The 24559-nt window shown below is 36.4% G+C and carries 28 protein-coding genes and 2 pseudogenes; 16 read left to right on the top strand and 14 right to left on the bottom strand.

All coding sequences use genetic code 11. The features are described from left to right. Window positions 1-669 precede the first annotated feature (669 nt). The 4 genes and pseudogenes from ACXACQ_RS11835 to ACXACQ_RS11820 all read right to left on the bottom strand — a co-directional run bounded on the left by ACXACQ_RS11835 (window position 670) and on the right by ACXACQ_RS11820 (window position 3487). A complete protein-coding gene (locus tag ACXACQ_RS11835) occupies window positions 670-1086 on the bottom strand; it encodes a hypothetical protein (RefSeq protein ID WP_474976154.1) in 417 nt (138 codons plus the stop codon). Window positions 1087-1312: 226 nt separating this feature from the next. Beyond that, window positions 1313-1963, bottom strand: coding sequence for a hypothetical protein (locus ACXACQ_RS11830; protein ID WP_474976153.1), 651 nt, complete (start codon window positions 1961-1963; stop codon window positions 1313-1315). Window positions 1964-1996: 33 nt separating this feature from the next. Further along, window positions 1997-2458: pseudogene (locus tag ACXACQ_RS11825) on the bottom strand (LamG-like jellyroll fold domain-containing protein); the annotation flags it as partial. 108 nt (window positions 2459-2566) lie between these two features. After that, complete coding sequence (locus ACXACQ_RS11820; RefSeq protein ID WP_474976152.1) at window positions 2567-3487, bottom strand: helix-turn-helix domain-containing protein; 921 nt, start codon at window positions 3485-3487, stop codon at window positions 2567-2569. A 168-nt stretch (window positions 3488-3655) separates the two neighbouring features. On the opposite strand from ACXACQ_RS11820, the gene ACXACQ_RS11815 reads away from it, so the two are divergent. Both ACXACQ_RS11815 and ACXACQ_RS11810 read left to right on the top strand, forming a co-directional pair. Further along, complete coding sequence (locus ACXACQ_RS11815; RefSeq protein ID WP_474976151.1) at window positions 3656-3793, top strand: hypothetical protein; 138 nt, start codon at window positions 3656-3658, stop codon at window positions 3791-3793. After that, a pseudogene (locus tag ACXACQ_RS11810) lies at window positions 3763-3987 on the top strand (integrase core domain-containing protein); the annotation flags it as partial. The gene ACXACQ_RS11815 and the pseudogene ACXACQ_RS11810, both read left to right, overlap by 31 nt. Window positions 3988-4011: 24 nt before the next feature. Here ACXACQ_RS11810 and ACXACQ_RS11805 read toward each other — a convergent pair. Together ACXACQ_RS11805 and ACXACQ_RS11800 are read right to left on the bottom strand one after the other, a co-directional pair. Further along, complete coding sequence (locus tag ACXACQ_RS11805) at window positions 4012-4089, bottom strand: DUF4184 family protein (protein ID WP_474978475.1); 78 nt, start codon at window positions 4087-4089, stop codon at window positions 4012-4014. A 3-nt stretch (window positions 4090-4092) separates the two neighbouring features. Then, the gene (locus ACXACQ_RS11800; RefSeq protein ID WP_474976150.1) at window positions 4093-4395 is read right to left on the bottom strand and encodes a hypothetical protein; all 303 of its coding nucleotides are present in this window, start codon (window positions 4393-4395) and stop codon (window positions 4093-4095) included. A gap of 201 nt (window positions 4396-4596) precedes the next feature. Between ACXACQ_RS11800 and ACXACQ_RS11795 the strand changes: the two genes are divergently transcribed. Continuing rightward, complete coding sequence (locus tag ACXACQ_RS11795; protein ID WP_474976149.1) at window positions 4597-4824, top strand: hypothetical protein; 228 nt, start codon at window positions 4597-4599, stop codon at window positions 4822-4824. Window positions 4825-5019: 195 nt separating this feature from the next. Here the strand turns inward: ACXACQ_RS11795 and ACXACQ_RS11790 are convergent, their stop codons facing one another. The 5 genes from ACXACQ_RS11790 to ACXACQ_RS11770 form a co-directional block, all read right to left on the bottom strand. Beyond that, window positions 5020-5364 carry a hypothetical protein gene (locus tag ACXACQ_RS11790; RefSeq protein WP_474976148.1) on the bottom strand — a complete coding sequence of 115 codons (345 nt, stop codon included), beginning with the start codon at window positions 5362-5364 and terminating at the stop codon, window positions 5020-5022. A 367-nt stretch (window positions 5365-5731) separates the two neighbouring features. Further along, window positions 5732-7171 (bottom strand): TolC family protein, encoded by a 1440-nt coding sequence (locus tag ACXACQ_RS11785; protein ID WP_474976147.1) that lies wholly within the window; start codon window positions 7169-7171, stop codon window positions 5732-5734. 9 nt (window positions 7172-7180) lie between these two features. Beyond that, complete coding sequence (locus ACXACQ_RS11780) at window positions 7181-8536, bottom strand: HlyD family secretion protein (protein ID WP_474976146.1); 1356 nt, start codon at window positions 8534-8536, stop codon at window positions 7181-7183. Next, window positions 8529-10256 (bottom strand): peptidase domain-containing ABC transporter, encoded by a 1728-nt coding sequence (locus tag ACXACQ_RS11775; RefSeq protein ID WP_474976145.1) that lies wholly within the window; start codon window positions 10254-10256, stop codon window positions 8529-8531. The genes ACXACQ_RS11780 and ACXACQ_RS11775 overlap by 8 nt, the downstream gene beginning before the upstream one ends. Next, window positions 10253-10930 carry a TetR/AcrR family transcriptional regulator gene (locus ACXACQ_RS11770; RefSeq protein WP_474976144.1) on the bottom strand — a complete coding sequence of 226 codons (678 nt, stop codon included), beginning with the start codon at window positions 10928-10930 and terminating at the stop codon, window positions 10253-10255. The genes ACXACQ_RS11775 and ACXACQ_RS11770 overlap by 4 nt, the downstream gene beginning before the upstream one ends. 238 nt (window positions 10931-11168) lie before the next feature. Here ACXACQ_RS11770 and ACXACQ_RS11765 point away from each other — a divergent pair, with 238 nt between their 5' ends. The 7 genes from ACXACQ_RS11765 to ACXACQ_RS11735 all read left to right on the top strand — a co-directional run bounded on the left by ACXACQ_RS11765 (window position 11169) and on the right by ACXACQ_RS11735 (window position 16389). Beyond that, window positions 11169-11633 (top strand): RDD family protein, encoded by a 465-nt coding sequence (locus tag ACXACQ_RS11765; RefSeq protein WP_474976143.1) that lies wholly within the window; start codon window positions 11169-11171, stop codon window positions 11631-11633. Between the two features lie 10 nt (window positions 11634-11643). After that, window positions 11644-12090, top strand: a complete 447-nt coding sequence (locus ACXACQ_RS11760) for an RDD family protein (protein ID WP_474976142.1) — start codon at window positions 11644-11646, stop codon at window positions 12088-12090. 126 nt (window positions 12091-12216) lie between these two features. Continuing rightward, window positions 12217-13518 carry an eCIS core domain-containing protein gene (locus tag ACXACQ_RS11755; protein WP_474976141.1) on the top strand — a complete coding sequence of 434 codons (1302 nt, stop codon included), beginning with the start codon at window positions 12217-12219 and terminating at the stop codon, window positions 13516-13518. A 73-nt stretch (window positions 13519-13591) separates the two neighbouring features. After that, on the top strand, window positions 13592-13864 hold the full coding sequence (locus tag ACXACQ_RS11750; RefSeq protein WP_474976140.1) for a hypothetical protein: 273 nt from the start codon (window positions 13592-13594) through the stop codon (window positions 13862-13864). A gap of 4 nt (window positions 13865-13868) precedes the next feature. Next, window positions 13869-14183, top strand: a complete 315-nt coding sequence (locus ACXACQ_RS11745; RefSeq protein WP_474976139.1) for a hypothetical protein — start codon at window positions 13869-13871, stop codon at window positions 14181-14183. Window positions 14184-14333: 150 nt separating this feature from the next. Continuing rightward, on the top strand, window positions 14334-15035 hold the full coding sequence (locus ACXACQ_RS11740) for a VanW family protein (RefSeq protein WP_474976138.1): 702 nt from the start codon (window positions 14334-14336) through the stop codon (window positions 15033-15035). A gap of 370 nt (window positions 15036-15405) precedes the next feature. Further along, entirely contained in the window at window positions 15406-16389 is a 984-nt protein-coding gene (locus ACXACQ_RS11735) for a hypothetical protein (RefSeq protein ID WP_474976137.1), read from the top strand. Here ACXACQ_RS11735 and ACXACQ_RS11730 read toward each other — a convergent pair. Beyond that, entirely contained in the window at window positions 16369-16605 is a 237-nt protein-coding gene (locus ACXACQ_RS11730; protein WP_474976136.1) for a hypothetical protein, read from the bottom strand. The two genes, ACXACQ_RS11735 and ACXACQ_RS11730, sit on opposite strands and share 21 nt — an antisense overlap. A gap of 29 nt (window positions 16606-16634) precedes the next feature. Here ACXACQ_RS11730 and ACXACQ_RS11725 point away from each other — a divergent pair, with 29 nt between their 5' ends. The 5 genes from ACXACQ_RS11725 (at window position 16635) to ACXACQ_RS11705 (ending at window position 22870) form a co-directional block, all read left to right on the top strand. Continuing rightward, complete coding sequence (locus ACXACQ_RS11725; protein ID WP_474976135.1) at window positions 16635-17309, top strand: hypothetical protein; 675 nt, start codon at window positions 16635-16637, stop codon at window positions 17307-17309. Between the two features lie 694 nt (window positions 17310-18003). Then, window positions 18004-19164 carry a toxin-antitoxin system YwqK family antitoxin gene (locus ACXACQ_RS11720; RefSeq protein ID WP_474976134.1) on the top strand — a complete coding sequence of 387 codons (1161 nt, stop codon included), beginning with the start codon at window positions 18004-18006 and terminating at the stop codon, window positions 19162-19164. A gap of 938 nt (window positions 19165-20102) precedes the next feature. Further along, entirely contained in the window at window positions 20103-20636 is a 534-nt protein-coding gene (locus ACXACQ_RS11715; protein ID WP_474976133.1) for a DUF6843 domain-containing protein, read from the top strand. 645 nt (window positions 20637-21281) lie between these two features. Beyond that, entirely contained in the window at window positions 21282-21932 is a 651-nt protein-coding gene (locus ACXACQ_RS11710) for a hypothetical protein (protein WP_474976132.1), read from the top strand. A gap of 20 nt (window positions 21933-21952) precedes the next feature. Next, a complete protein-coding gene (locus tag ACXACQ_RS11705) occupies window positions 21953-22870 on the top strand; it encodes a DUF5655 domain-containing protein (RefSeq protein ID WP_474976131.1) in 918 nt (305 codons plus the stop codon). Window positions 22871-22958: 88 nt separating this feature from the next. Here ACXACQ_RS11705 and ACXACQ_RS11700 read toward each other — a convergent pair whose 3' ends face one another. Beyond that, window positions 22959-23123, bottom strand: a complete 165-nt coding sequence (locus ACXACQ_RS11700) for a hypothetical protein (RefSeq protein WP_474976130.1) — start codon at window positions 23121-23123, stop codon at window positions 22959-22961. A gap of 411 nt (window positions 23124-23534) precedes the next feature. On the opposite strand from ACXACQ_RS11700, the gene ACXACQ_RS11695 reads away from it, so the two are divergent. Further along, window positions 23535-23894: a hypothetical protein gene (locus ACXACQ_RS11695; RefSeq protein ID WP_474976129.1), complete on the top strand. Its 360-nt coding sequence runs from the start codon at window positions 23535-23537 to the stop codon at window positions 23892-23894. Window positions 23895-24247: 353 nt separating this feature from the next. Here ACXACQ_RS11695 and ACXACQ_RS11690 read toward each other — a convergent pair whose 3' ends face one another. After that, the gene (locus ACXACQ_RS11690) at window positions 24248-24478 is read right to left on the bottom strand and encodes a hypothetical protein (RefSeq protein WP_474976128.1); all 231 of its coding nucleotides are present in this window, start codon (window positions 24476-24478) and stop codon (window positions 24248-24250) included. Window positions 24479-24559: the final 81 nt, after the last annotated feature.

Genomic DNA, 24559 nt, shown 5'->3' with positions numbered 1-24559 from the left:
GCTAAGGGACAAAAATTGGCTCATTAAAACTCTGGTTGCAAAACTATACGGGTCGGAGACCCTCATGGCTCATTTATAGTTTTCAGTCTCGCTTCGCTAAGACTAAAAACAGCTTAAGTGATGATTTACGATATCGTTCAGAGGGTCACCAGCTACAAGCTGGCGCCAGCGTAGGCCTTATAAAAACATTATTATTAAAAAAAATATTACTGCGATAATGAGGGCTATAAGGCCAGTTCTTTTCCTAATTTTCAAAAACTTCTCTTGATCCATTTCGCCACGGCGATAATAGCGATTTAGTTCAGAATCCGTTATTTCAGGGTATCTAAGGTTTTTATCAATCCAATTCTTAATCCTTTTCAATGCTTTCATCAATAATTATCTAATGTTTCTCCCCACCCAACTGGTCGTAGCGTCCGCTACGATCCATAATTTACTTGAGCGTGCGCTCAAATTCCCTCTTTAATCCCATCAACATCTTTATTAAAATGCTGACTGTACATTGTGGCTTCAGACATCGATTTATCTTATTCCGAGCAAATGCTCTTGTACTTGGTAGGTCATAAGATCGCTGCGCTTAACCTACAACCAGCGGGAGAGGGATAGCACGCGTTGAAAACAGCGCGCCAACGGCTAGAGACATACGCGGAACAACGGGAGGGAATATACTCAAAAACACTCTTCACATAACTTAATATTCTCAAACGAATTAATTACAAACCTTCTTAAGAATACCCCTTCTTTAAATATATATTTCACTAGATATGTATCTGAAGCATACCCACCAAAAAGATACAAATAAACATATTCCGAATCTTCCGATATAAATGCCTTAGCTAAAGTCTTTGATGACTCAGTAAACAATAAGTTATATAAATCATTGTATTGATTAGCTTCAACTTTAATTTCAATACCTTTTACAATCAATTTAAAATTGACTATCCTCGTATAGGGACTCCCAAAATGTGCTCCTATTGGTTTTTTACCATTAATCAAAGCATTCCTAAACCCAACCTTCTCTATTTTAATATTTTCACCTATGGAATCAATTTCCAAAAAAATTTTGATATCTTCATTTTTAGACATGGAACCTAATTTTAATTCTTGATGTGTTTGTCTAATATTTTCAAATTTTACCAAGTGACTTTTATCAGGAAAGTATAAATCAATGCTATCACTATTTTGGAAATTAAATTTGATCAAGCATGTACTACTATTGCATATATATTCTTGAGAATAACATACTGTTAAATGTAAAATTGTAAGAATGGTAGTTTGCAGTAATATCTTCATAATGTACTTTTTCCTTTAATTACAAATCTTCAAAACCTTTTCTTTCTATCTTTTTTGGTACTGTTTGTTTTTCCCTTGGAGCATCTACACTTAATACAGCTTTTTCAGATCTGTTAGGATCAAAAGTATAATCATTCCCTGGCCCAAATTGATCATCTCCAAGTTTATCCCCATTATCAAGATATATTTCTCTTATTTGATTCAACAATTTAATTCCCTCGTTTCTATTGCTATTACCATTTTCAGTTCCTGATGGTAATAATTGAAGAGCAAAATCTCCTTCCCCGAGACTAGATCTTGATTCACAACCAACACCTTTACAACCAGCTAAATAATCTGACCCCGCTGTAGGATGAATAAATGTATTATCGCTATACTTAACACCAGTTGGAGATTCAATGTACAAAGCAATATTATTATGATATACTTGCCACTCCAATTGATATTCTTGCCCATCAATCAATCCATTAATTCCATAATCCGGACCTGATGACTTATCCTTCCTTTCGACTATTAGAATAGGATCTTTGGTACTTAATATTATTGCTTCCTTACCTGGCTCTTCAATAGAAAACGATAATCTAAAGGCAATTACATTTGAATCTTCACTACCTAAATCAACTCCACCAAATTTAGCAAGTCGTTCAGCATGAATAACAAATTTTTCCAATCCATCTAAGTCTATTGCCCAAATAGGTTGATTTTAAGCAAACTGATAAGGCGTCAACATAGGATAATCCTTCGTCAATGGATCCACACTCAAAAACCTTCCAATAGCCGGATTATAGATCCTAAACCCATAATCGTAGTTGGTGAGGGCTAAACGGTGTTCTGTGCTCTCTTCTTCTATTTCTTCTAGGGTTTTACCGTTGTAGGTTTGCCATATTTGGTTAGCGCTTAGGGCATAGTTGTATATTTTCATATCATCAAATGCGGCTTTAGTATTGTAGCCGCTTACTCCCAGTCGGCCTATGTATATCGGTGCATTGGTAGCATTAAGTACGGTACTCGGGTCTAACTCTATACTTCCATTATACACACCATTTACATATAGCTGAAATTTACCGCCCTCTCTTACCATAGTAAGCTGGTACCAGTGGTTTAATATTAACTCGTTTTGAGAAATATATTCATACCTATTAATACCACTTCCTAAAATAAAACCAGGCTTGTTTCCAAGTTCACGTTTCCCTGCCCTTAATAGCCATGAATTAGAGCCTTAGTACAACAATTAAATGATGATGTTAAATTTTAATTTGAAATATAGGACTCATCACCCCAAAGACTTTCTAAATTCCATTGGGGCTTGAGTAGTTTTTTTTCTAAACAAGCGTGTAAAAGATTGCGGATGCTCGAAACCCAATTCGTAGGCTATTTCTGACACACTCAAATTGGTAGTGGTTAAACGTTCTTTAGCTTTTTCTATAAGCTTTCCATGGATGTGCTGCTGAGCATTTTGGCCCGTTAATGATCGCAACATATCACTCAAATAGCTAGCAGAAATATTTAAATGATCTGACAAATAATTAACAGTAGGCAGACCGTTATTTACGGCTTGGTTACTATTAAAATAATCATTTAAAAGATCATCCATTTTCAATAAAATATCATTATTAACCGCCTTTCGAGTAATAAACTGTCGCCTATAAAACCTATTACTGTAGTTAAGCAACAATTCTATTTGCGAGATAATTACATCCTGACTAAAATCATCCATTCGTCCTTTTAGCTCCTCATCTATAATTTTAAATATATTGATAATAGTTTCTTTCTCTTTTTCTGACAAATGCAATGCTTCATTAGTGGCATAAGAGAAAAAACCATACTGCTTAATCTTTGAGGCTAATGGGTAGGACAACAAAAAATCGGGGTGAATTAGTAGCATACATCCAGCTCCCTGCGCTCCTTCAGGACTTTCAAACAGCTGATTAGGAGCGGTAAAGACTAAACCACCTTCTCCAAAATCGTAAAAATTTTGACCATAACGCGCTCCACCCTGAGAGCAGAGCTGTGTTTTGTAAGATAATTTATAAAAATCAAGTATAAATGAATCTGTTAGCTCATTGGGCTTGAGGCGCACATCTCTAATATCTATAAAACTCACCAAAGGATGTAAAGGCTCAGGAAGACCGAAAACCCTATGAAAATCGGTTAATGATTTAAAAACCCGTGGTATAATTCGCTTTTGGTTCATCAAACTCCGTATTGTATGACAGTATTCACTCTAACGCTTCAACTGAACACGAGTTGTTAATTATGACCTATATTAAACTGAAGTGCATTCTTGAACTAAAGCCTCAACTGGTCTTAGCATCCTTGAGCATCCGCTCAAATTCCTTTCTTAACGTACAAATTCATATTCATGAAATACTGGCTAAACATTGTGGCTTCAGACATTTGCTTATCTTATTCCGGGCAAATGCTCATGGTTGGGCGTAGGACCGCTGCGCTTAACCTACGACTAGTGGAAGAAAAGGTAACTGTTGGGATAATGCAGTAGCTGAAAGCTTCTTTAAATCAATGAAATACGAATGGTTAAACAGGTTTAAGTTCTGCAATTATTTACATGCTTTCTGTAGCATAGAAAAATATATTAACTGGTACAATAATCAGAGGTTACATTCTGCACTTGGCTATACAACACCACTAGAAAAAGAATTGCAATTAAAATTAATTTATAACAAAGCAGCTTGATGTTTTTTGTACCATATTTTGTAGCTAGTCCAATGACAACCCTTGCCGAGGCAAAAATGTCAACGGTAAAACTATTGCTGGATGCGAAAATGTAAATGGCATATTTTAGGCTTTATCTACAAAAACACCAATTTGACAATTGTAGTCTGACGGGTCAGTTGGTGAATACATATTAATTCCATACTTGTTGTCCATTTCATAAAGTTGTTTCTCCATTTTGAAATTTATGTTTTTCACTACATACTTTTCACCTTCAAACTCGATTGTGTTTCCTATTTTTATAAATTGAGATTCGTCATAAGTATGTCGTTCGATGTTCAACAAATCAAATGATTCACGATTGTAGAAATACGCAATTTTCTCTCCTTGAACGTGTTGAAGTAAAATTCTTACTTGTAATTGTTCCATAATTTTGTTCTTAGTTGTCGCTTTTTATAATTGGTGGCAACATCCGTGTAAGTGAACATTTATGTCCCTCATACAACTAATATAAAATTAAATAAAAATATTAGTTTATAACGAAGATGGTCAATTTTAAATTGATTAAACCACATATTTCTGTAAATAAGTGATTTAATTAGCAGTATATTATCCGTATAACATTCTTCTATGAAAACTAGACAGTGCCCAACATGCGGAGATAAGGTCTTTGGACGAAAAGATAAAATATTCTGTTCTGCCAAGTGTAAATCTATTGCTCAATATGAGCTGCGGTTAAAAACTGAAGAATTTTACTTGAAGGTGGATCAACAATTGAAAATCAACAGGAAGATGCTTAAATTATTTAATAAAGCAGGAAAATCTACTGTAAGAAAGGAAACCACCAACTGGTCGTAGCGTCCGCTACGATCCATACGTTCCTTGAGCATCCGCTCAAATTCTCTCTTTAATGCAAAAAACATCTTTATTAAAATGCTGACGAAGCATTGTGGCTCAAGCCTTCCGTTTATCTTATTCCGAGCATATGCTCTTGCTCATGGTTGGTCGTAGGATCGCTGAGCTTAATTTACGACCAGTGAGGGCTCTATTTTTCTACCAATTTACTTCCAATGCCTTTTTATCAAATTCAGGTGTCCAATCAGGGTTTAATTTTTTCATCTTTTCAGGCATTAACTCCCACTGAATATTTTTTAATTGATCAAGTTGACTTATAGCCTTTGTGAGAGTCCATTCTTCATTTGGACATATTTTGTCATCTCGAAAAGAGGCTCCATTTGCAATCCATTCTGTCCTGTACTCAGCAAATGTTTCTTCCTCAATACCAAACTCGTAAAAACAACATGGACAGATGAAACCAAAGTTTGGCAACTCAGATTTAAATACAGGTTCTTCTAATTTTGAATAGCCACAACATGGGCAAGTTTTTAATTCTTCCATTAGTTATTTTAATCAGTTATCATACGTTTCAACTTGTGTATTAAAGTACTCTTCGCCTTGCTTTGACTTAAATACAGTGTTAACATTCCTCCAAACTGGTCGTAGCGTCCGCTACGATCCATAATTTACTTGAGCATCCGCTCAAATTCCTCTCTTTATGCACAAATTCATATTCATGAAATACTGACTAAGCAGTGTGGCTTCAGACATCTACTTATCTTATTCCGAGCATATGCTCTCGCTCATGGTAGGTCGTAGGACCGCTGCGCTTAACCTACGACCAGTTTGGAATAACCTATAATGAACTGAATGATAATATTCAGAAATAGGTGATATATCTGATATTTAAAAGTTCTGAAGCATACTACTATTCTTCCAAAACAAGATCAAAACCAGCCAGAGCATAGTTAGCATTAATTTCTGCTTTTTTATTCTTTGCTATCATTTGTATCAACTTATTCTTTGCATTGATATAGCTATTCTCTCTATAATTCACCAAAAACAATGAGCTTTCTCCTGAAGTATATTTTTGTCTTTCTCCATCAACGAGCTTACCATAGTCTCTTACAGTATTTTGATACACCTGCACTTGATCAAATGTATTGTTCCACTCATTTACAGCTGCATTAGCCTTGTAGGTAAGTTGCGCTTTCTTTTGCACCCATGAAAGTTCTGCTTCCTGAATTTTTAAATTGGCTAACTTCAACGCTCCCCGGTCTTTTCTTAAAAACAAGGGAATACTAAAGTCCAGTCCCCACTTATAGTTAGATGAGCTATAGTGGTATAATGGATCATTGCCTACAGCTTTATTTAAAGCATAATAATTTAAATTTAAATCTGGCTTCAGGTTTTCTTTCTTCAACCTCTGCTCTATACTGAGAGTAGCTACCTTATATTCATATTGTTGCAATTCAGGGTGCTGCTCTATCATATTATAAAACTGCCCATTAAAATCTGATGAAACTTTACCAACGCCAGCCTCTCCTAGCAATGGTGGAATGGTAGCACTGCTTACTTCTAAAGGGATATTTCCTTCAGACCATAGATAAACAGAAAGTAAAGCCATAGCGTTGGCATATTCCAACTGTGCCTGCTGAAGTGACACTTGTCTATTTTGTACCTGAATGCCAGCCTCCAAGGTATCAATAGCCGCTTTATCTCCATAAACCACACTCTCTTTTACAGCCTGCAGCCTTTCTTTTATTAAAACTAGCCCCTCCTCATACACTTGCACGGCATGGTAAGCCACAAACCAATCCCAATAAGCTTTACCGGCTTCATACTGAAGTTGGTTAAGCATAGCTCGCCTCTGTGCCTCTGTACTCTGCTGGTATACTTTAGCTTGCTGAAGTTCTGCTCTTCTTTTATCAATAAATAAACCCTTGCCCACAGGCACCGATATACCTCCATACCACAAGCCAGCACCCGAAGTACTATGTTCTGGGTTAAGGTATTTGCCATGGTTTTCTTCATATCCTGCCTTAGCTTCAATACCAAACCAGGTAGGCACCTTTAACCCAAAATCATTGAGACTATAATACTGATTATCTTTAAAGTACTTCTCAGCTACTTTAGCAGAGGCCTTAGGGTCAAACGCACCACGTGCTTTCATAATTTCCGCCTCACCTTTTTGCAGCTGCAATTCAGATTGAATCGCCACCGGATGATGAGTTCTTACCAAATCCATATAAGCCTCATATGTGAGTACGGCTACATTGGTAGTATCATCAGCCTGAGCAAAAGCATCATAATTAGCAAAGCCCAACAAGCTCAAAAACATGAATAATACTCTAATATTAATGCGCATAGATATTATTTATTTTTTAGACTTAGTATCTTTTCCTTGCAGCCCTGTTTTGTAATAGTCAGGAGGGAAACCATTGATATTTCGCCATAGCTCGTACCAAATAGGCACATCTTTCAGTAGCACCATATTACGTGTACCTGCCCCTACCCTTATAGCTCCTGGCCAAGGATGATCATCAGGGTCTGGCGCTAGCAACACACGATACTTACCATTAGCACTTATAAAATTGTCTATAGCATAAACCTTACCGCCATAGGTTCCATAGCTGGTGTTGGGCCAGCCAGAAAATACTACTGCAGGCCAGCCATCAAATTGTACCCTTACAGGCTGCCCCTTTTCCAAAAGAGGTAAATCTATAGGCTGCACATACATCTCCACGGCCAGATCATAGTCTGAAGGCATAATACTGACAATGCTAGCGCCTTCTTTTATGGTTTCTCCAATTCCTGTTTGTATGGCTTTGGTAACATACCCATTCTGAGGTGCAGTAATGTAATATAAACCTGTTCTTACAGAATAGTTCATGTACTGATTTTGAAGCTTAGAAACGGTGGTTTCGGCATCGTACATGTTAGACATAGCCGAAAACTTATCTGACTCAGCCTTAGCCACACTTTCTCTATATTTAGTCTTTATAGATGTAAGCTCCACTTTAGCATTAATCACCTCATTTTTACTCACCAGCAACTTATTCTCATAAGAAATCATTTCTGCCTGCGCTTTCTGAAGAGTCAACTTCCTTTTTTCTAAATCAGTCAATGACTTCAATCCACTTTCATACAGCTTCTCTTGTCTCTGATATTGTTCTTTGGCTATATTATAATTAGTAATAGATGCTTCATAGCTGATACTGTCACTCACTACTTTAAGCCGCGCTTGCTGTAGTTTATTTTGGGCTTGTTCTAACTTCAGCTCTCCTGTTTGCGCCAGTGCATCTATCTGATTATCTAATGCCTTAACCTTCTCCATGTAAGACTTCACCGCCAGCTCTTTAGCGGTCAACTGATCTTTGGTTCTATTCAGAAGTTGCGGATCGAAATAGCTATCTTTTATCTCAGAAATGTAGAGAATAGTGTCTCCTTTTTCAACAAAATCACCTTCTTGCACATACCACTTTTCTATTCTACCCGCAATGACAGAATGTATAGTTTGAGGTCGTTGATCCGGCCGCAGCGCTGTAACATACCCACGAGCACCAATATTCTGTGTCCATGGCAAGAAAATTATAACCAACCCCACCAATAATGTAAAACTTATTAGCCTTAACAAAACACGCCCTGATTTCTTCTTTTCTACATTTTTAAGGGCATTATATTTATTACGATCTATATACCGACCGATACTGTTTTTTGAAATATTAAGCATGCCCGTTAGATTTTAAGTTTAAAAAAGATTTTAACTCTTCAAATGAGCCATTTTTAATAATTTGCCCCTCTTCCATGTAAACAACCTTATTACACTTAGCTGCCAAATAAGGCTCAGAAGCAATAGCAATCACCGTCCACAAGTTTTCTTTACTAGTAATAAAATCTATTATGCTCTTATACTCTGTCTCGTCAAGGTGCATATTTAAATCTTCAAGGATTAGAATTTTTGGCTTACTCACCACACTTCTTGCGAGCAATATTTTTTGCACAATGCTACCAGAGAATTTTTGCCCTTGTGTATCAACCTGCGTGTCATATCCCTCCTTAAGAGTTTTAATGAAACCTTCCAAATTAAGGTTTTTAGCTGCCCATTTTACATCATCTAATGTAATTGAGGCCCTTCCCATTGTAATATTCTCAAGAATAGTACCTTGAAAAAGTTGCTCTTGGGATAGATAATCACCCATAACCGAACGTAACGAGCTGATATTGAGGTTACCCTTAGGCAAACCCTGATAGGTAATATTTCCTTTTTGCGTTTCGTAAAGACCCGCTATAATGTAAAGCAAGGTCCGTTTTCCAGAATTACTCTTCCCGGTAATAGCTACCCTTTCGCCACTTTCTACCTTTAAGCTCACTTGGTTCAATGTAGGTTCGTTTTGTGTAGGATAATAGAAAGATACTTTGGCTAATTCCATAGCAAGTCCAGGCTCGTCTCCCGTGGCCAAATCAACTCCCTTGGTTTCTTCTAGTTCAAGGTCAGTAACCTGAGCAATTTTTTCTAAAGAAGTCAATACATCATAAATAGTCTCCAAGTTTCTGATCAACTTCTCTACAGCCACCATCACAGTTAAAATAATGATTTCAGCAGCTATAAACTGACCTATATTCATCTGCTGCTCCATTACCAAAATACCACCTATAGCCAAAAGCCCTGTAGCTACTAAAACTTTAAAAACCACCATGAGGGAATATTGCTGCACCAAAACCTTAAAGTGACTTTCTCTGGAAGTTAAATAATTACCTACATGATCGTTCACCTTTTGCAGCGCCAGATCAGTATCTCCAACCAACTTAAATGTAGTATTGGTTCTTGCGAGTTCTTCTAGCCAATAAGCCACCTTGTACTTGTATTTTGATTCATCTAAACTAGTACTCATTCCCTTACGACCAGTAAATCGAATAATTATAGCTATTAATATCACTAGAAATAAGCTAAACAAGATGAAAAACGGATGATAAAAAGAAAGTAACAGCAGGCCAAAAACCACATTAAGCAATGCAGCGGAAAAATCTATCAATATCTTTGACAAGCCCTTCTGCACAGAGATAATATCAAAAAACCTGTTCATTAATTCTGGAGCATAATGCTTATATAGCTCTTCCATTTTTGTTCGAGGCATCCTATAAGCAAACTCAAAAGCAGCCCGTGCAAATATTTTCTGTTGAAGGTTTTCAGTTATTCGCAACTGATATATTTGCAAAATGCCTGTTACCGCAATGCCAAGCACCACCAAAAACACCAGCACTATCCACGATGTGCTTATCTGTCCGCCTTGAATAAAGTTAACTATTGCCTGAATACCCAATGGCAAAGAAAGGCTGACTAAACCAGTGAAAATTGCATAAATATAAACATTTCGAATTTCCTTACGATCGGGCTTTAACAAGCGCCAAAATCGTTGTGTAGCTGTTAGTTTTGTAGTGTCTGCGTTCATATATCCAGTTTAATAGCGCTAAATGCCAATTCAGTATAGAATGTAGTAATAGAATCAGAGCCTTTGGTAAAATCTGTGAGTCGAGGTAAGTGCTCTGCAAAATATCTTTGATTATGCCCTCCTTCAATAATGGTAGAAACCAGCATATGAGGATAAGGATAGTCGGGGCGTATCTCCAAAATAATTTTACTTACTCTGTTAACTAAGTTTTTAAACCCCAAAAACAAACCTTCGCTGTTATTTTGGTCAACTGCTTTAGTTAAATAAGCCTTTGGCGCCTCATTGATTACAATCCAAAAAAGCTTGACTTCATCAATATGAGAAACGCTTTTATCTTCCTTAATTTCTTCGGTAAGAATACTTATGGCCTTCTTAAACCTATCTTTTGGAGAGTCAATATTAGCCAAACCAAATACCAGCTGATACTCCAGCCATGACCAATACCAAGCCGTAAGATATAACAGCAACTTATGTTTACTCTCGAAGTACCTATAAATTGAAGCTTCAGTAGATCCAATCTCTTTCCCTAATTTTTTGAAGGTAAAACTCTCAAAGCCTAGTTCATCTAATAAATTAATGCTACCAGTAAGTATACGTTTGCCCAATTCGCTCGAAAGCGGATCTTTTAAATATGTATTGGGATTAGACTGAATTTCAACAGGTAAACTTTCCATTAATTCACAAATTGATAGTATTACTATTATTTTAGTAAGCAAAACGATCACACCTATGAAATAGTTTCACTTGAATTGAAATAATTTTATATAAACCACTAATTACCTTCTCATTGCAGTGCACAAACTCATTCAAAGAAGATAACTAGAGACAATATTTACGTAATTAACAGATGCAATTAAATCATTTTATTATAAGATTAATTACATTATATTGCGAACTTAATAATTATATCCAATGGAAAACATTCTTGATTACTCCATAGAAAAAATAGATGGAGAAAAATTTGTAAAAATAAACTTAGCTACAGCAGGTCAACGATTTACCAACTTTCTTATTGATTACATTGTTTGTATGGCAATAGAAGTGGCCCTAATCTTTGTTATAGATAATACAGAAATAACCATAGGTGGATTTTTTTCCTATAGCATTGTTTTTAATTCTTTACTGAAGGTCATCTATTTTAGTACTATGGAAATAATATTTGGCAAAACCATTGGCAAATTTATCACCAACACCAGAGTGATCACCGCTCAGGGAAAAGAACCTAATGCAGGACAAATCATTGGAAGGTCATTTGCTAGAATCATCCCCTTCGAAGCCTTTTCGTTTCTTGGAGAAAAAGCAATTGGCTGGCACGATAAATTATCTAACACAAGAGTAATTGATGATGTAGAAAACAATTCATCTAATATACTGTAAACTATAAAACATGACCACCCCAAATACATTTGAACACCCATTATACATCAACGGTAGTTATGTAAAAACTCACTTAGCCTCCGATCAAAAAAGATTTTTAAACTACATAATTGATGGAGGTGTTTTTATATTAATATTTCTCTTATTCAAGTTGGTGATGACCAGCACCCATATACCTTACATAGCATTTATTGCAGATAATTACCTCATTATATCGCTGATGCGAGTAAGTTACTACTTTATTATGGAGGCTACACTAGGACGCACCGTAGGCAAAATAATAACAAAAACCAAAGTGGTTGACATTAAAGGCGGTCGCCCTTCCGTAGTACACGCATTGGTCAGGTCATTAGCAAGGCTTATTCCGTTAGATGCCCTCTCATTTATAACCAAAAGACCAGTTGGCTGGCACGACAAACTATCAAAGACAAGAGTAGTAGAAGAACCAATGGTCTAACTCTTTTTACGCAACCATTAATTTCCAAATATATTTAGCTAAAAATCTCAATAATTATTAGATTAGAACAATTAAACCGAAAAAGCATATACATTTAATTAATGTATTCACCTGACCTTACCTACCATGCGCTCAATAACTAATAAAAAGACTTTAAATACGCCATCTTTCAGCAAGGCCAATACGTCATTATCACCTACTAGCTCAAACACTACAACCACTGCTCAACTCAAAAAACAGCAGCACTACGCTGATAACAGCTCACAGGTACAACAGCTACACGCAATGCAGCTAAAGTCAGACCAAAGCCCTACGAATAAAAAGCTAACTCAGCTACAAAAGCAAGCAGACAATGCCACCACTACTCAGGCGCAGGCAAATAACACCGGGCTGCCTAACCAATTAAAATCAGGCATTGAAAATCTATCGGGCTATAGCATGGACGATGTAAAAGTACACCGCAACTCAGACAAACCTGCTCAATTACAAGCACATGCCTATGCTCAAGGCACCGATATACATTTAGGACCTGGCCAAGAAAAACACTTAGCGCACGAAGCTTGGCACGTGGTACAACAGAAACAAGGCAGGGTTCAACCTACCAAGCAAATGAAAGGCAAGGTTAATATCAATGATAACCAAGGGTTAGAAAAAGAAGCCGATGTAATGGGAGCTAAAGCTGCTCAACTGACAGCCACATCATTTTATGCCAATACTGCCAACGATGCCGTAGCCTTAGACAATGGCAATACCGCACAATTAGTTACTATACAAAGAGAGGAAAAAGATGACAATGGCAAAGTAGCTAAACTACACGTACATGCTGACCTAGATGCTCCGGGAATGGCTTTAATAGATCAATTAACTTCTGGAAATGTAGGTCATGCCTGGATTTCCATTGAGTGGATAGACAAAGATAATGTACCAGCAGATATCAGTGCCCCACACAGAAACCTGCTAGCAAGAGGTGGCACGCAAGCCAACCCTATTGGTTTCTGGCCTAAAATGTTTGGAGCTTATGATCAGGTAACAGAATCATGGGCAACGTTACCTCCCGGAGAGCGCGTAGGCTATTCATCCAACCCCTTTAATTCTTATGTAGCAGGTCAAGTTGTACAACCCGATAATTTACATAGCCCGAAAGCGACACAAAGCTATGACATCACACATGACCAAGCTAAAGCAGTAATGAATTACGCTGATTCTAAACACGGAGCGCAATACTCCGTATTTTACTACAACTGCACCACCTTTGCCAAAGAAGCTGCTCAGGCTGGAGGTGTCAACCCTCCTAGAATGGGTATATTAGGCATATGCTACCCCGATAAACTGTATAAAAGCATAGTTAAAAATCATAATAAGAAAAAAGGAACAACCACCGTTGCAGGTACTACTGTAGAAGGAGGCTCTGAAAGAAAAAAGAATTAACTTTAACAGCATAACTACTACACTATAAGCCAATCGGCTTATACAATCATAAAAGCTTTATCTAACACTAAATATGTGGACATTAACCGTAAAAGGAGAAGTTATAGGCATCAACAAAACAGACATTGATAAATCGGGTAAAAACCCGAAATATATACTAAATGGCGCCATGGCTGTGCATGATTACAAATTAGATGGCGCTACTTTTGAAGTAGGCAGCAAGGTGTTATTCCAGGGGAAAGAAAGTGATTTCGACACCAAAAACCTACTACCTATAAACGTGGGCGATACTTTGGAATTAACATTTACAGGTGATAATGTACCATCAGGAAAATTTTCAATATAAAAATATGTATAAGTATACGTTTATATTTTTAATTATAGCAGCCTGTGCCGGCAGCAAACCCTACTATGTAGACCCTGAGAGCCATATTAACGGACTAAAAATACAACCTAGCGAAGCACTTCGCATAGCATCTCCTCAACTGGCGTCTCATGGCACCTATATTTATATGAATGCTGACAAAGCTGAGACGTACATTGTAAGAAAAGGAGATAATTATTATATCAAACACAGTGACTTCCCGGCAAAAAGCATCAATTGGTATTTACACCAATGTTTAAAAATTAATACAGACTCAGGCGAGCTAACGATAATAGAATAAATAGTAAGTTATTTTAGCGAGACTATCAATTAACTACACTTGTTTAAAGCTAAAATAACTTACTATCTAATCACTAAAAAATTGCTTTAATTATAATTTTAAGCAATAAATCAATATATTTAATTTTAAATAGATAGTGTTTAGTTAAATATGATTGCAAAATTAACCCCTCCTCAACTTAAGCTACAAATCAAGATTTTACGCAATACTTGTTATGACTTATTAACTGGTAGAACTTTCTCCTACGCCAAAGCATCAAAAAAGGACTTACCGCTACTTAGTCATCATATTCAAATCACCCAGAACTTAAAGCCTAATAATGCCAAACTGATCAATTTAAACAATGCCATCAGCCAGATTAATAAAGTAATTATTCCTCCTTCAAAAACATTTTCTTTCTGGAAAATTGTAGGACACCCCACCACCGCAAACGGCTACGTTACTAGCAGGTCCATTGTAAACGGCAAGGTTACAGGCTCTGTTGGAGGTGGCCTCTGTCAGCTATCTGGTCTAATCTATTATATCAGTCTAATGGGAGGCCTCAAAATTATAGAGCGCCACAACCACTCCATGGACATCTATACAGATGAAGAACGTTTCGCACCACTAGGTTCTGATGCCACGGTAGCTTTTGGCAACAAAGACCTCAAAATAAAAAACACCCACAACTCCACTATCCAATTCTATTTCATTATCGATAAAAATGAAATAACAATTCAGTTAAAAAGTAATATACCAATAAAGCAAAAAAAGGTCTCTTTCAACCGCGTAAACATCAATTCAAATCAAAAAACTATTGAAACCTTCATTGACAACGCAGCTTACATTACATCCACTTACAAAATAATGTAATTGTAAACATGAATGACGCCAACAAAGCCATCAATAACCTTCCGCAATAGTATTAGCAAATCATTTAAAAAAAGCTAAATGCAGCGAGACATCACACAAAACTTCAACTTAAGGATGGTTTATATATTAGTTGAATAATCTTTAATAATTACAGACTTAAGCAACACCACGAAGAAATGAATATTATACGTATAGTATCCGGATAATATACCGCTAATTAATTTACTCACTTACAGCAAAATATAGCTTAATCAATTTAAAATAGACTGATTTACTACATAAATTAACATTTTTACTTAACTTAATATCATTATAGGTATATAAGGGACATAAATGTTCGGTTATACGGATGTTATCACCAATTTTCCGCATGGACAAAATCAATAATATTGTTATCGAATTAGATACTATCGATGTTAGATCAAATATTGGAACATTATCTAATAGATTAGATTCAATAGACTTTCATCTAGATCACGAGCTAACAGAAATTGAATCAGCGATAATTAAAGCAACTGAAAAGAAAGATTTTCTCAATTTCATATCAAATGATGCTCTATTCAGTACGTTGATAACCATTTTAATATTCTCATTGGGGATTCTTGCCAACTTACTGATAAAGAGAAGAGACAAGAAAATCTTCCGAAAGGAAATGAGGTCTTATGTAAAGCATCATATCGATGAAATGCTAAAAAAACATACCCCTCTACTTAAAAAGGGATACTTAGATTTTTCAACTGAAACTACAATAGATACTGGAATTCCACTCACACCACCCAAACTACTTTCAAATGATTTCCAAAGGATATTGCATGTTGATATTGCAGAACTTCACAATGCTATAGCCAACAAAAAAGCTCTTTCAGACGTCATTAGTCAAGTTAAATTTCTAAAACATTTATTGGACGAAGTTCAATATTATCATGAAAAAGTTGTCACAGATACAAAACAACATAGAATAACCTTAGAAGCCGACATTTATGAATATTTTGATCTCATTGCAGAGTTTGTTGATCATGAAGAGCCTGAAAAGGGAGAGACTCCATCTGAGGCATATGAAATAATGAATGGATCTATATTTAAATACTACTCTGAAATTGCAGGCCAACGTGAATTACAAAAACTATACGATGAAATAATAAGACCAAACCAACAATATTTGGTTGATACCCAATTATTCAAATCGCATCATATAGGAAAAAAAATAGCAAAGCTTGGCAAAAGACTTTCTCATCAGTTTAACACTCTTTTAGGTATTACTAATGAATTCAAGGAACAGTACAAAACGTTTTCTGTATTGGTTGAAAATGCGGAAAAGTCAATCAGGCAAAAATCAGATGAAATAACATGGTGATAACAAACGATGATGGCGCATGGCCTTACTTAGCCATCTACCAAGAGTCTGCATAACATCCCACTTATCTACCGCCAAGAAACTGAAGTGCATTCTACCATCTTCTGCTCGTGGGAGTTTTATTTTCAGAGCGCAGTACCTATTTGATGCTTTGAATGCACCGGCAGATAAGCTACTTTTATCAGAATTAATAAAGCTCGGAGGCCACAGCGCCATATCTGGGCGTTATGTATAATTCTAAAAAAATGAAATTCATACACTTTATAGATGCTGGTTCTAAGGAAATAGTTTTGAAAGATGGACTTTCTCTTGAACCAAATCATAGAAATATAAATCAAGAAAGTTCTGGGATTTTTTGTTATCCATTAATAAAAATACCTTTTAAAACTCCTGTCCTTAAAAAAGAATATGAAGATATTAATGACTTCCTAGAATTTAAAAAAGAAGAAGAGTTATTAAATACATCTTTATCTATTGAAGAATCTTGGGAAGTGATTGGTGCTTCAAGAGTTACTCGTAGAGACCCCAAAGTTAAAAAGGTATCAGGAGTTATTTTTGAACTTAACGATAATCATTGGCCGTTAACTGTTTTTATTAATATCGGACATAGCATTGGTAATAAATTTTCTCAGTTATTAGAAAGTAATCAAAATGAAGGGATTGTTTTTAAAGGATACGAAAACAACCTATTAAAATTGATAAAAAATATTCAATCCGAAAGATATGTACTTGCTAGTGCTCCTTTCACAGTAAATACTGAAAACGACCTTTTAAATTTGATTGACAAACTAATCTCAGCTGGTGGAGGACTTTGGAAAGAAGATTCATTTGAATGTATGTTGACTGAAAATATTTCAGGAAACAATATAGAAAGAGTAATAGAATTAGAAAATAAGTACTATAACTCTATAGCAGAATAAAAAAATACATAATCGTTTAGACGGCCGTGAGCTGTAAGCCCACAGTGCGCCTCACACACCACTGTACATACTGTTCTCGTACTATGCGGTTCATTGAATCTCTGGTTGAAGTTTGAGGTAATAATCCAGCATGCTTTTATAACCTTTCTTTCTTAGCCATGGTACAGTGATGGTAGCTCTGAGAATAGGACTTTGGGCTACCGCCCAATCTCCCATTATTGTTCGGCCCTAGACATATGCTTGCCCTTGTTTCACTCCTAATCGGATGAGGTTTTACGCTTTCGCTCTAGCTTTTTCCAATCATGCCAAATACAGTATCTCAGTCTATTGCGTAGCCATTCGTTTAATTCCTATTCTTTGCAACCGAGGCTTGTAGTCCCCCTTCCTTCAGTAAATACCTCAAGGCAAACCTTCTTACGACTTACTAATGACTCCCACGCATAAGTGACTTTCACCCTCTGGAATAATTTGGTATATTCGATACCTGATGGCCATGCTGGCCACGCACATTGCATAAAACATAGCTAATAACTGCTAAACCAAAAGGTCTGTACTTTTTTACAAAGACCTCCAAATTTTTAATTTTGCTTTTTAAAACAAAATTAAAAATTTCGACTCTGTGTTAACCTGTAAAGTTAGTGTCTTTGCACGTTACGTTTAATACACAAGTCCGTTGTCGCCAATTAGAAAAAAAATGCACAGACTCCTTAAATTAATTATTTTATCCTCTGCTCTTTGTGCTTGCAGTGGAAACTCACAAAAAAGCAAACTCATCCAAACAATTGATTACTATTATGACGAAAATGGTAATCAGGAGAAAAAAAAAGCAGAATATTTCATTATGCTTAAAACTAATGAAGTGGGACAAGAGACTAAAATCAAGCATGGGTTATATAAAGAGTATTACGAGAGTGGAAAACTCATGCAAGAAGCTTATTATGAATATGGCAAACTGGAAGGTCCAGCTAAGGCTTATTATGAAAAAGGACAAGTTGCAGAGATTTCAAATTGGGAAAATGATCGATATCAAGGAGAATATAAATACTATTTTGAGAATGGTAAAATTCAAGAAGAGTTCACATATATGAATGGCCTACTCAACGGGACATGTAAAACATACTACGACAACGGAAATCTCAGAAATGAAATCAATTATAAAGATGACCGAATTTGGAAACTAATAGCAAATTATGACAGTGTTGGCAATAAACTTGACAGTTTAACAATTATCAACGGAGAGGGGCTGTTTAATGAATATTACCCAAACGGACAGTTAGCAGTAAAGTCCAATGTTGCTAGCGGTCTTTTAAACGGCTCATTTGAGTTTTACAATCAATATGGAAAGGTAAGAATGAAGACGAATTACTTTAATGGAAAAAAGCATGGTGACTTAAAATTTTATCATGAAAACGGAAAAATTGCACAACAAACTTCTTTCTATAATGATATAAACATCGGACATGAAAAACACTATAATGATAAAGGAATGTTGGTTTGGGAAATAGATTATAAAGCCCCTCCATTTGATAAAACTGATAGCATTAAATTGAATTTAACCAAAGGTGCAAATATTGGAGGGATTATGAAATTAATTAATTCTCTCGATCCTTCGGGAATGTTCAATGGTATAAAAAATGGAATGGAAAAGTTTTATTATAGTGATGGACAGCTAAAATCGGAATCTTATTATAAAGATAATATTCAAGACAGCATTTATCGTGAATATTTTCAGAATGGCAAAATCAAATCTGAAAAATTGTGGGATACAGATCATTTAGGACCTATCTATTCAAAAAAATTTGATAAGGAGGGAAACTTATTGGACTCAATTACTAATCAAACCGACTACAATTGAGTAGCCCAACCTGAGTTAAAATGATTCAGAATGAGGCCCTCACCACTGCGCATACAGTTCTCGCACTACGCGGTTCATTGAATCTCGGGTTGAAGTTTGAGGTAATAATCCAGCATGCTTTTATAACCTTTCTTTCTTAGTCGTGATACGGTAATGGTAGTTCTAAGAATAGGACTTTGGGCTACCGCCCAGCCTCCCATTCTGGTTCTACTCCAGACATAAGTCTGACCCTGTTTTACTCCTAATTGGATGAGGTTTTTACGTTTTCGCTCTGGCTTTTTCCCATCATGCCAAATACAGTATCTCAGACTGTTGCGTAGCCATTCGTATATTTTCTATTCGTTAAAATCGGGATTAGCAGTCTCGCGTCCTGCAGTGCATACCTCACGACAAACCACCTTGCGACTTGCTAATGCTTCGGGACACGACCCCGGTGCTTACAGGACTCTCACCCTTTGGATCACTCAATTTCTTGAGCTATATTCACCATTCAAGGCACACACAAGCGCTAGCACGAATGCGCCTACTGCCACTTTACAGTTTCAGTGCGAACTTCACCATGAATCAGCCACTGAGAAAGGTCTGTGCTTTCTACTTATTTCAGCTCGCAGGATTTTTTCATCTTTCTGAACGCAGTAGCAACCTGATACTTTGGAAGCACCGGCAGATTCATTAGTTTTATCAGAACTTGCTAAGCTCGGGGCGCACTCCTGCTAGCTGGTCGTTGTATGCAACTATGAAACATGAAATCTAAAATAGGAATAGCAATAATCGTAGCATCATTTTTGGTTTCATTAAACCCTTACATTTTACTTTTTATATTACCTATTTTTATAATTGGGTGTATTCTATTATGGTTAGGACAAGCATCTAAAAAAATAAAACTTATTATAACCATCACCCCTATACTACTATGGTATCCTGGTTTCATGGGATTTATGTATTTGAACTCATATCTAGGACCTAAATTAGCTCAAAAAATAGAATATCGGATACCCAATGGATTCAAGGGACAAGTTATGGTTCTCTTCCCTATTGAATGCGGGCAACCTGTTCGAGTAGAAAATGGAAGGGAGATAATTGATATCCCTAAAGATGGGATAGTCTACTATCAAGGAAACCTTGACGCTGGATATATTAATTGGACTTACAAACTAGATGCCATTGATAAACCATCATGGATATATGAATTCAAAACATGGAATATGTCTGAAGAAGTATTCAAAAGCATTGATCCAGATTCTTTAGGTGTTTTCGGTGGTGGTGGTTGGTCAACTATGTCCGCATCATCTAGTGATAATTCATACGAAAGTGAGATCAGCTATAAGGTAAGAACGCTTAGAATTGACAAATGGATAAATCGTGACAAATATTTCACAGAAGACTTGAAAGATAGTTTGCAAGCTATTTATGAACAGAAAATAAGAGATTGTAAAAAAGCACATAATCGTGTAGACGGCCGTGAGCTTTAAGCCCACGGTGCGCCTCACACACCACGTAGCATACAGTTCTCGCACTACGTGGTTTATTGAACCTCTGGTTGAGTTTAATGTAATAATCCAGCATGCTTTTATAACCATTCTTTCTTAGCCATGATACAGTGATGGTAGCTCTGAGAATAGGACTTTGGGCTACCGCCCAACCTCCCATCCTGGTTCTACTCCAGACATAAGCCTGCCCCTGTTTTACTCCTAATTGGATGAGGTTTTTACGTTTTCGCTCTGGCTTTTTCCCATCATGCCAAATACAGTATCTCAGTCTATTACGTAACCATTCGTATATTTTCTATTCGTTAAAACCGGGATTTGCAGTCTCGCGTCCTGCAGTGCATACCTCACGACAAACCACCTCGCCACTTGCTTGGCTTCCTGGCACGACCCCGGTGCTTACGGGACTCTCACCCTTTGGATCACTCAATTTCTTGAGCTATATTCACCATTCAAGGCACACCACAATGGGTAATGGGTAAGAAACCATGTCGTGTCAGGGGGGCACGAGAGGTTTGTGGGTACTTGATAGCCCGCGAATTCGAAGAATTCGCTACTTTGAAAATTGAAACGAACTACTACTAAATCACGCCACGATTCTTACCTGAAGCGTTGTAGGGCATTTTAAAAATGAAGAACATAGGAATAAGATTATTAACATTTCTTCTTTTGAGCTGTAATAATCAAACGAATAAAAAACCGTCCGAAAAAGTGGAAATTGAATACATCAGTTCAAATTATAAAAACCAAACTGAAGATAAGATTGAATTTAGTCGAATTGTAAAAGACAGCTCTACCCTGAATTTGATAGAAGGAGAAATTCGTTTCGATGAAAATCACAACACTCTTCAGACAATTAAGAATAAAAGATCAATATCGGAATCTGAAATCGACTCAATAAATTCCAATCTTAAGGAAAAAGGTTACAGGGACAATTTTGATAATTTCGGAAAAATCATTTTCGTCCAAATGCAACCAAAAAACGAAAATGACTTTCAAGTTTTGGACTTAAGACATAAAATCGAGGAAAAGATTCATGAAAAACTGAAAAGCAACGGAATAGGCGAATGGGTTGCAGGAGATTTAGGTCCAGGTGGAGCAAATATGTTATTTGAAGTTACCGAATGGAAAAAGTCAATCCCTATGATTATGAACATTCTGAATCAAGAGGGACTTTTAAAAAATAGTTTAATAATTAAAAGATTGAATACTGCAAAAGATGATTGGAATTATGAAATCATATATCCAATAGATTATGATGGAGTATTTAATCAAATGTAAAAACGTCACGAACGAAATAAATGGCACTTTTTAAAATAGAAGATAACGAGCGACTTGAGAACGTAAAGGAACAACCTTTCAAGCTCGAAAAAGAAATTCAATCGCTGACAGAGAAAAATCTTAAATCAATTTTCGGACTTGACTTTACAAAATCGGAATTTAGCCTAAACAATTTTCGTATCGACACTTTAGCGTTCGACAAAGACGCAGGCACTTTTGTAATAATCGAATACAAACGGGACAAGAACTTTAGCGTAATTGACCAAGGATACGCCTATTTGTCTTTAATGCTTAACAACAAAGCGGACTTCATTCTTGAATACAACGAAAATTCAAAAGAGACTTTAAAACGAAATGACGTTGATTGGTCGCAATCGAGAGTAATTTTTATTTCTCCCTCATTTACGACTTATCAAAAAGAAGCAATCAATTTCAAAGACTTACCGATTGAACTTTGGGAAATCAAGCGTTATGACAACAAAACGGTTAATTACAATCAAATAAAAACTTCAGGTGCTCAGGAAAGTGTCAAGACCATTAGCCGTCAAGATGAAGCGATTGAAAAAGTAACGAAGGAAATAAAAGTTTACACAGAAGACGAGCATTTAGAAAAAGGAACGGAAGCAACGAAAGAACTCTATGAGACTCTTAAAAGTGCCATTTTAAATCTTGACGAATTAGAAGTAAAACCAAAGAAAAAATACATTGCTTTTGTATCAGGCTCTAACGTAGTGGACATTCACATTCAAAAGAACGCTTTAAAAATGTGGCTGAATATACAACAAGGCAACCTTGACGACCCGAAAGAAATTGCAAGAGACGTTTCTTCGGTCGGACATTGGGGAAATGGTGACTATGAAATTGTAATGCGGACAGACGAAGAAATGGAATATATTTTAAGCCTGATAAAGCAATCATTGAAAAAAAATAAAAAATAACGTGAGCTAATCGTGTAGACGACCGTGAGCTGTAAGCCCACGGTGCGCCTCACACACCACGTAGCGTACGAGTCTCTTACTACGCGGTTCATTGTATCTCGGGTTGGAGTTTGAGGTAATAATCCAGCATGCTTTTATAACCTTTCTTTCTTAGTCGTGATACGGTAATAGTAGTTCTAAGAATAGGACTTTGGGTTACCGCCCAACCTCCCATTCTGGTTCTACTACAGGCATAAGCCTGTCCTTGTTTCACTCCTAATTGGACGAGGTTTTTACGTTTTCGCTATGGCTTTTTCCAATCATGCCAAATACAGAATTTCAATCTATTAAGTATCCAGTTCCTGTTCGTTGGAACCGGGATTTGCAGTCTCGCTTCCTTCAGTGCATGCCTCACGACAAACCACCTTGCGACTTGCTAATGCTTCGGGACACGACCCCGGTGCTTACAGGACTCTCACCCTTTGGAATAATTTGGTATACTCGAAACCTGATGCCCATACTGGGCACACACAACAACTAAACGGAATTGGCTAGTGGTTGGCGGATTGACTTATCAATCCTTTTCCCTATTTTAGGTGGACGTTCTTTGACCGCCACCTCCGTTTAGTAAGAAGGTTAGTCAGAATTAGAAATGAAGAAAATATTTGCAATAATGATTATGTCCATGATTAGCTTTATAAGTAAAGCTCAGGACAGTACTGTTTACATACAAAGTGATGCTTCAATGTTCAGTAATCAATACACCTTCTATCCCGATGGAACACTCAAACACTTTTATACAACTGATGATGGGCAAGTTTGGTATGGAAAAGGAAATTACTTTGACAATGGAAAGTACAGAACGTTGTATTTCAAAGAAGCGGATACAACAATGAATGAATATGAAGGTTGGAAAATTTACTACGAAACTAACTTTCAAAGAGTATTGATTAAAAAGGGATATGGTTTTAAATCATTTGAAAAAAACTCAAATACTGGAAAACCAGGAATAAAACTAAAGAAAAAATCACCTAACAAAACTTAAACTGTATCAAAACGCATCAAACATGATCGTTGTCTTTCATTGCAGAACGGCCTAAAAGCAAGAAGAGGAATTAATACAGTTTCATATTCAACAAACTCTTGGGCACGAGGATACTCTTGTAAGGATTCAAATTAATTCTCTTCGTCAGGGTTCGATTGAACTTGATATTGTAGCGATTGCTGCGCTAGTATTTAACCAAGATAATGCAATTTCCCTATTACAGAGCTTATCTGCCAATGCAATATGGGCAGGATTTATGCTTCCTATTTTTATAACATCAGGACCAAATCTATTAATCAAAATTCCAATTAGCATGTATAAATACATGCTAATTGGAATTTTACACTTCCCCCCTAACCAATCAACACCCACCTATAAAGCCCATTAGACAAGTGTAAAATCTTCGAAAAGCAAGCTAATCGCAAGACCTCTAGTGATAGTGTGGCATTTGCGATGCTACACGGACTTTTTCCCATCATTACAGCAGTGGCAGTGATATGGAGGCAAGAGATTTTTGAATAATTAACATCACAAGCTATCCCTACAGAACCCCCTAAGCCTTTTCCAGACTTAGATCTCCCCATTCATGAATAGCTTACAGCTGCCCTTGTAACTTACTCAATTTTAAAAATATACCTCCTCCTCCTGAAGCATTCTCAATACTT

The sequence above is a fragment of the Fulvivirga sp. AWR4_260 genome (genome assembly GCF_056158185.1).
Note: the sequence above shows the minus strand (reverse complement) of the source record. Positions and strands in the feature narration are given on the sequence as shown.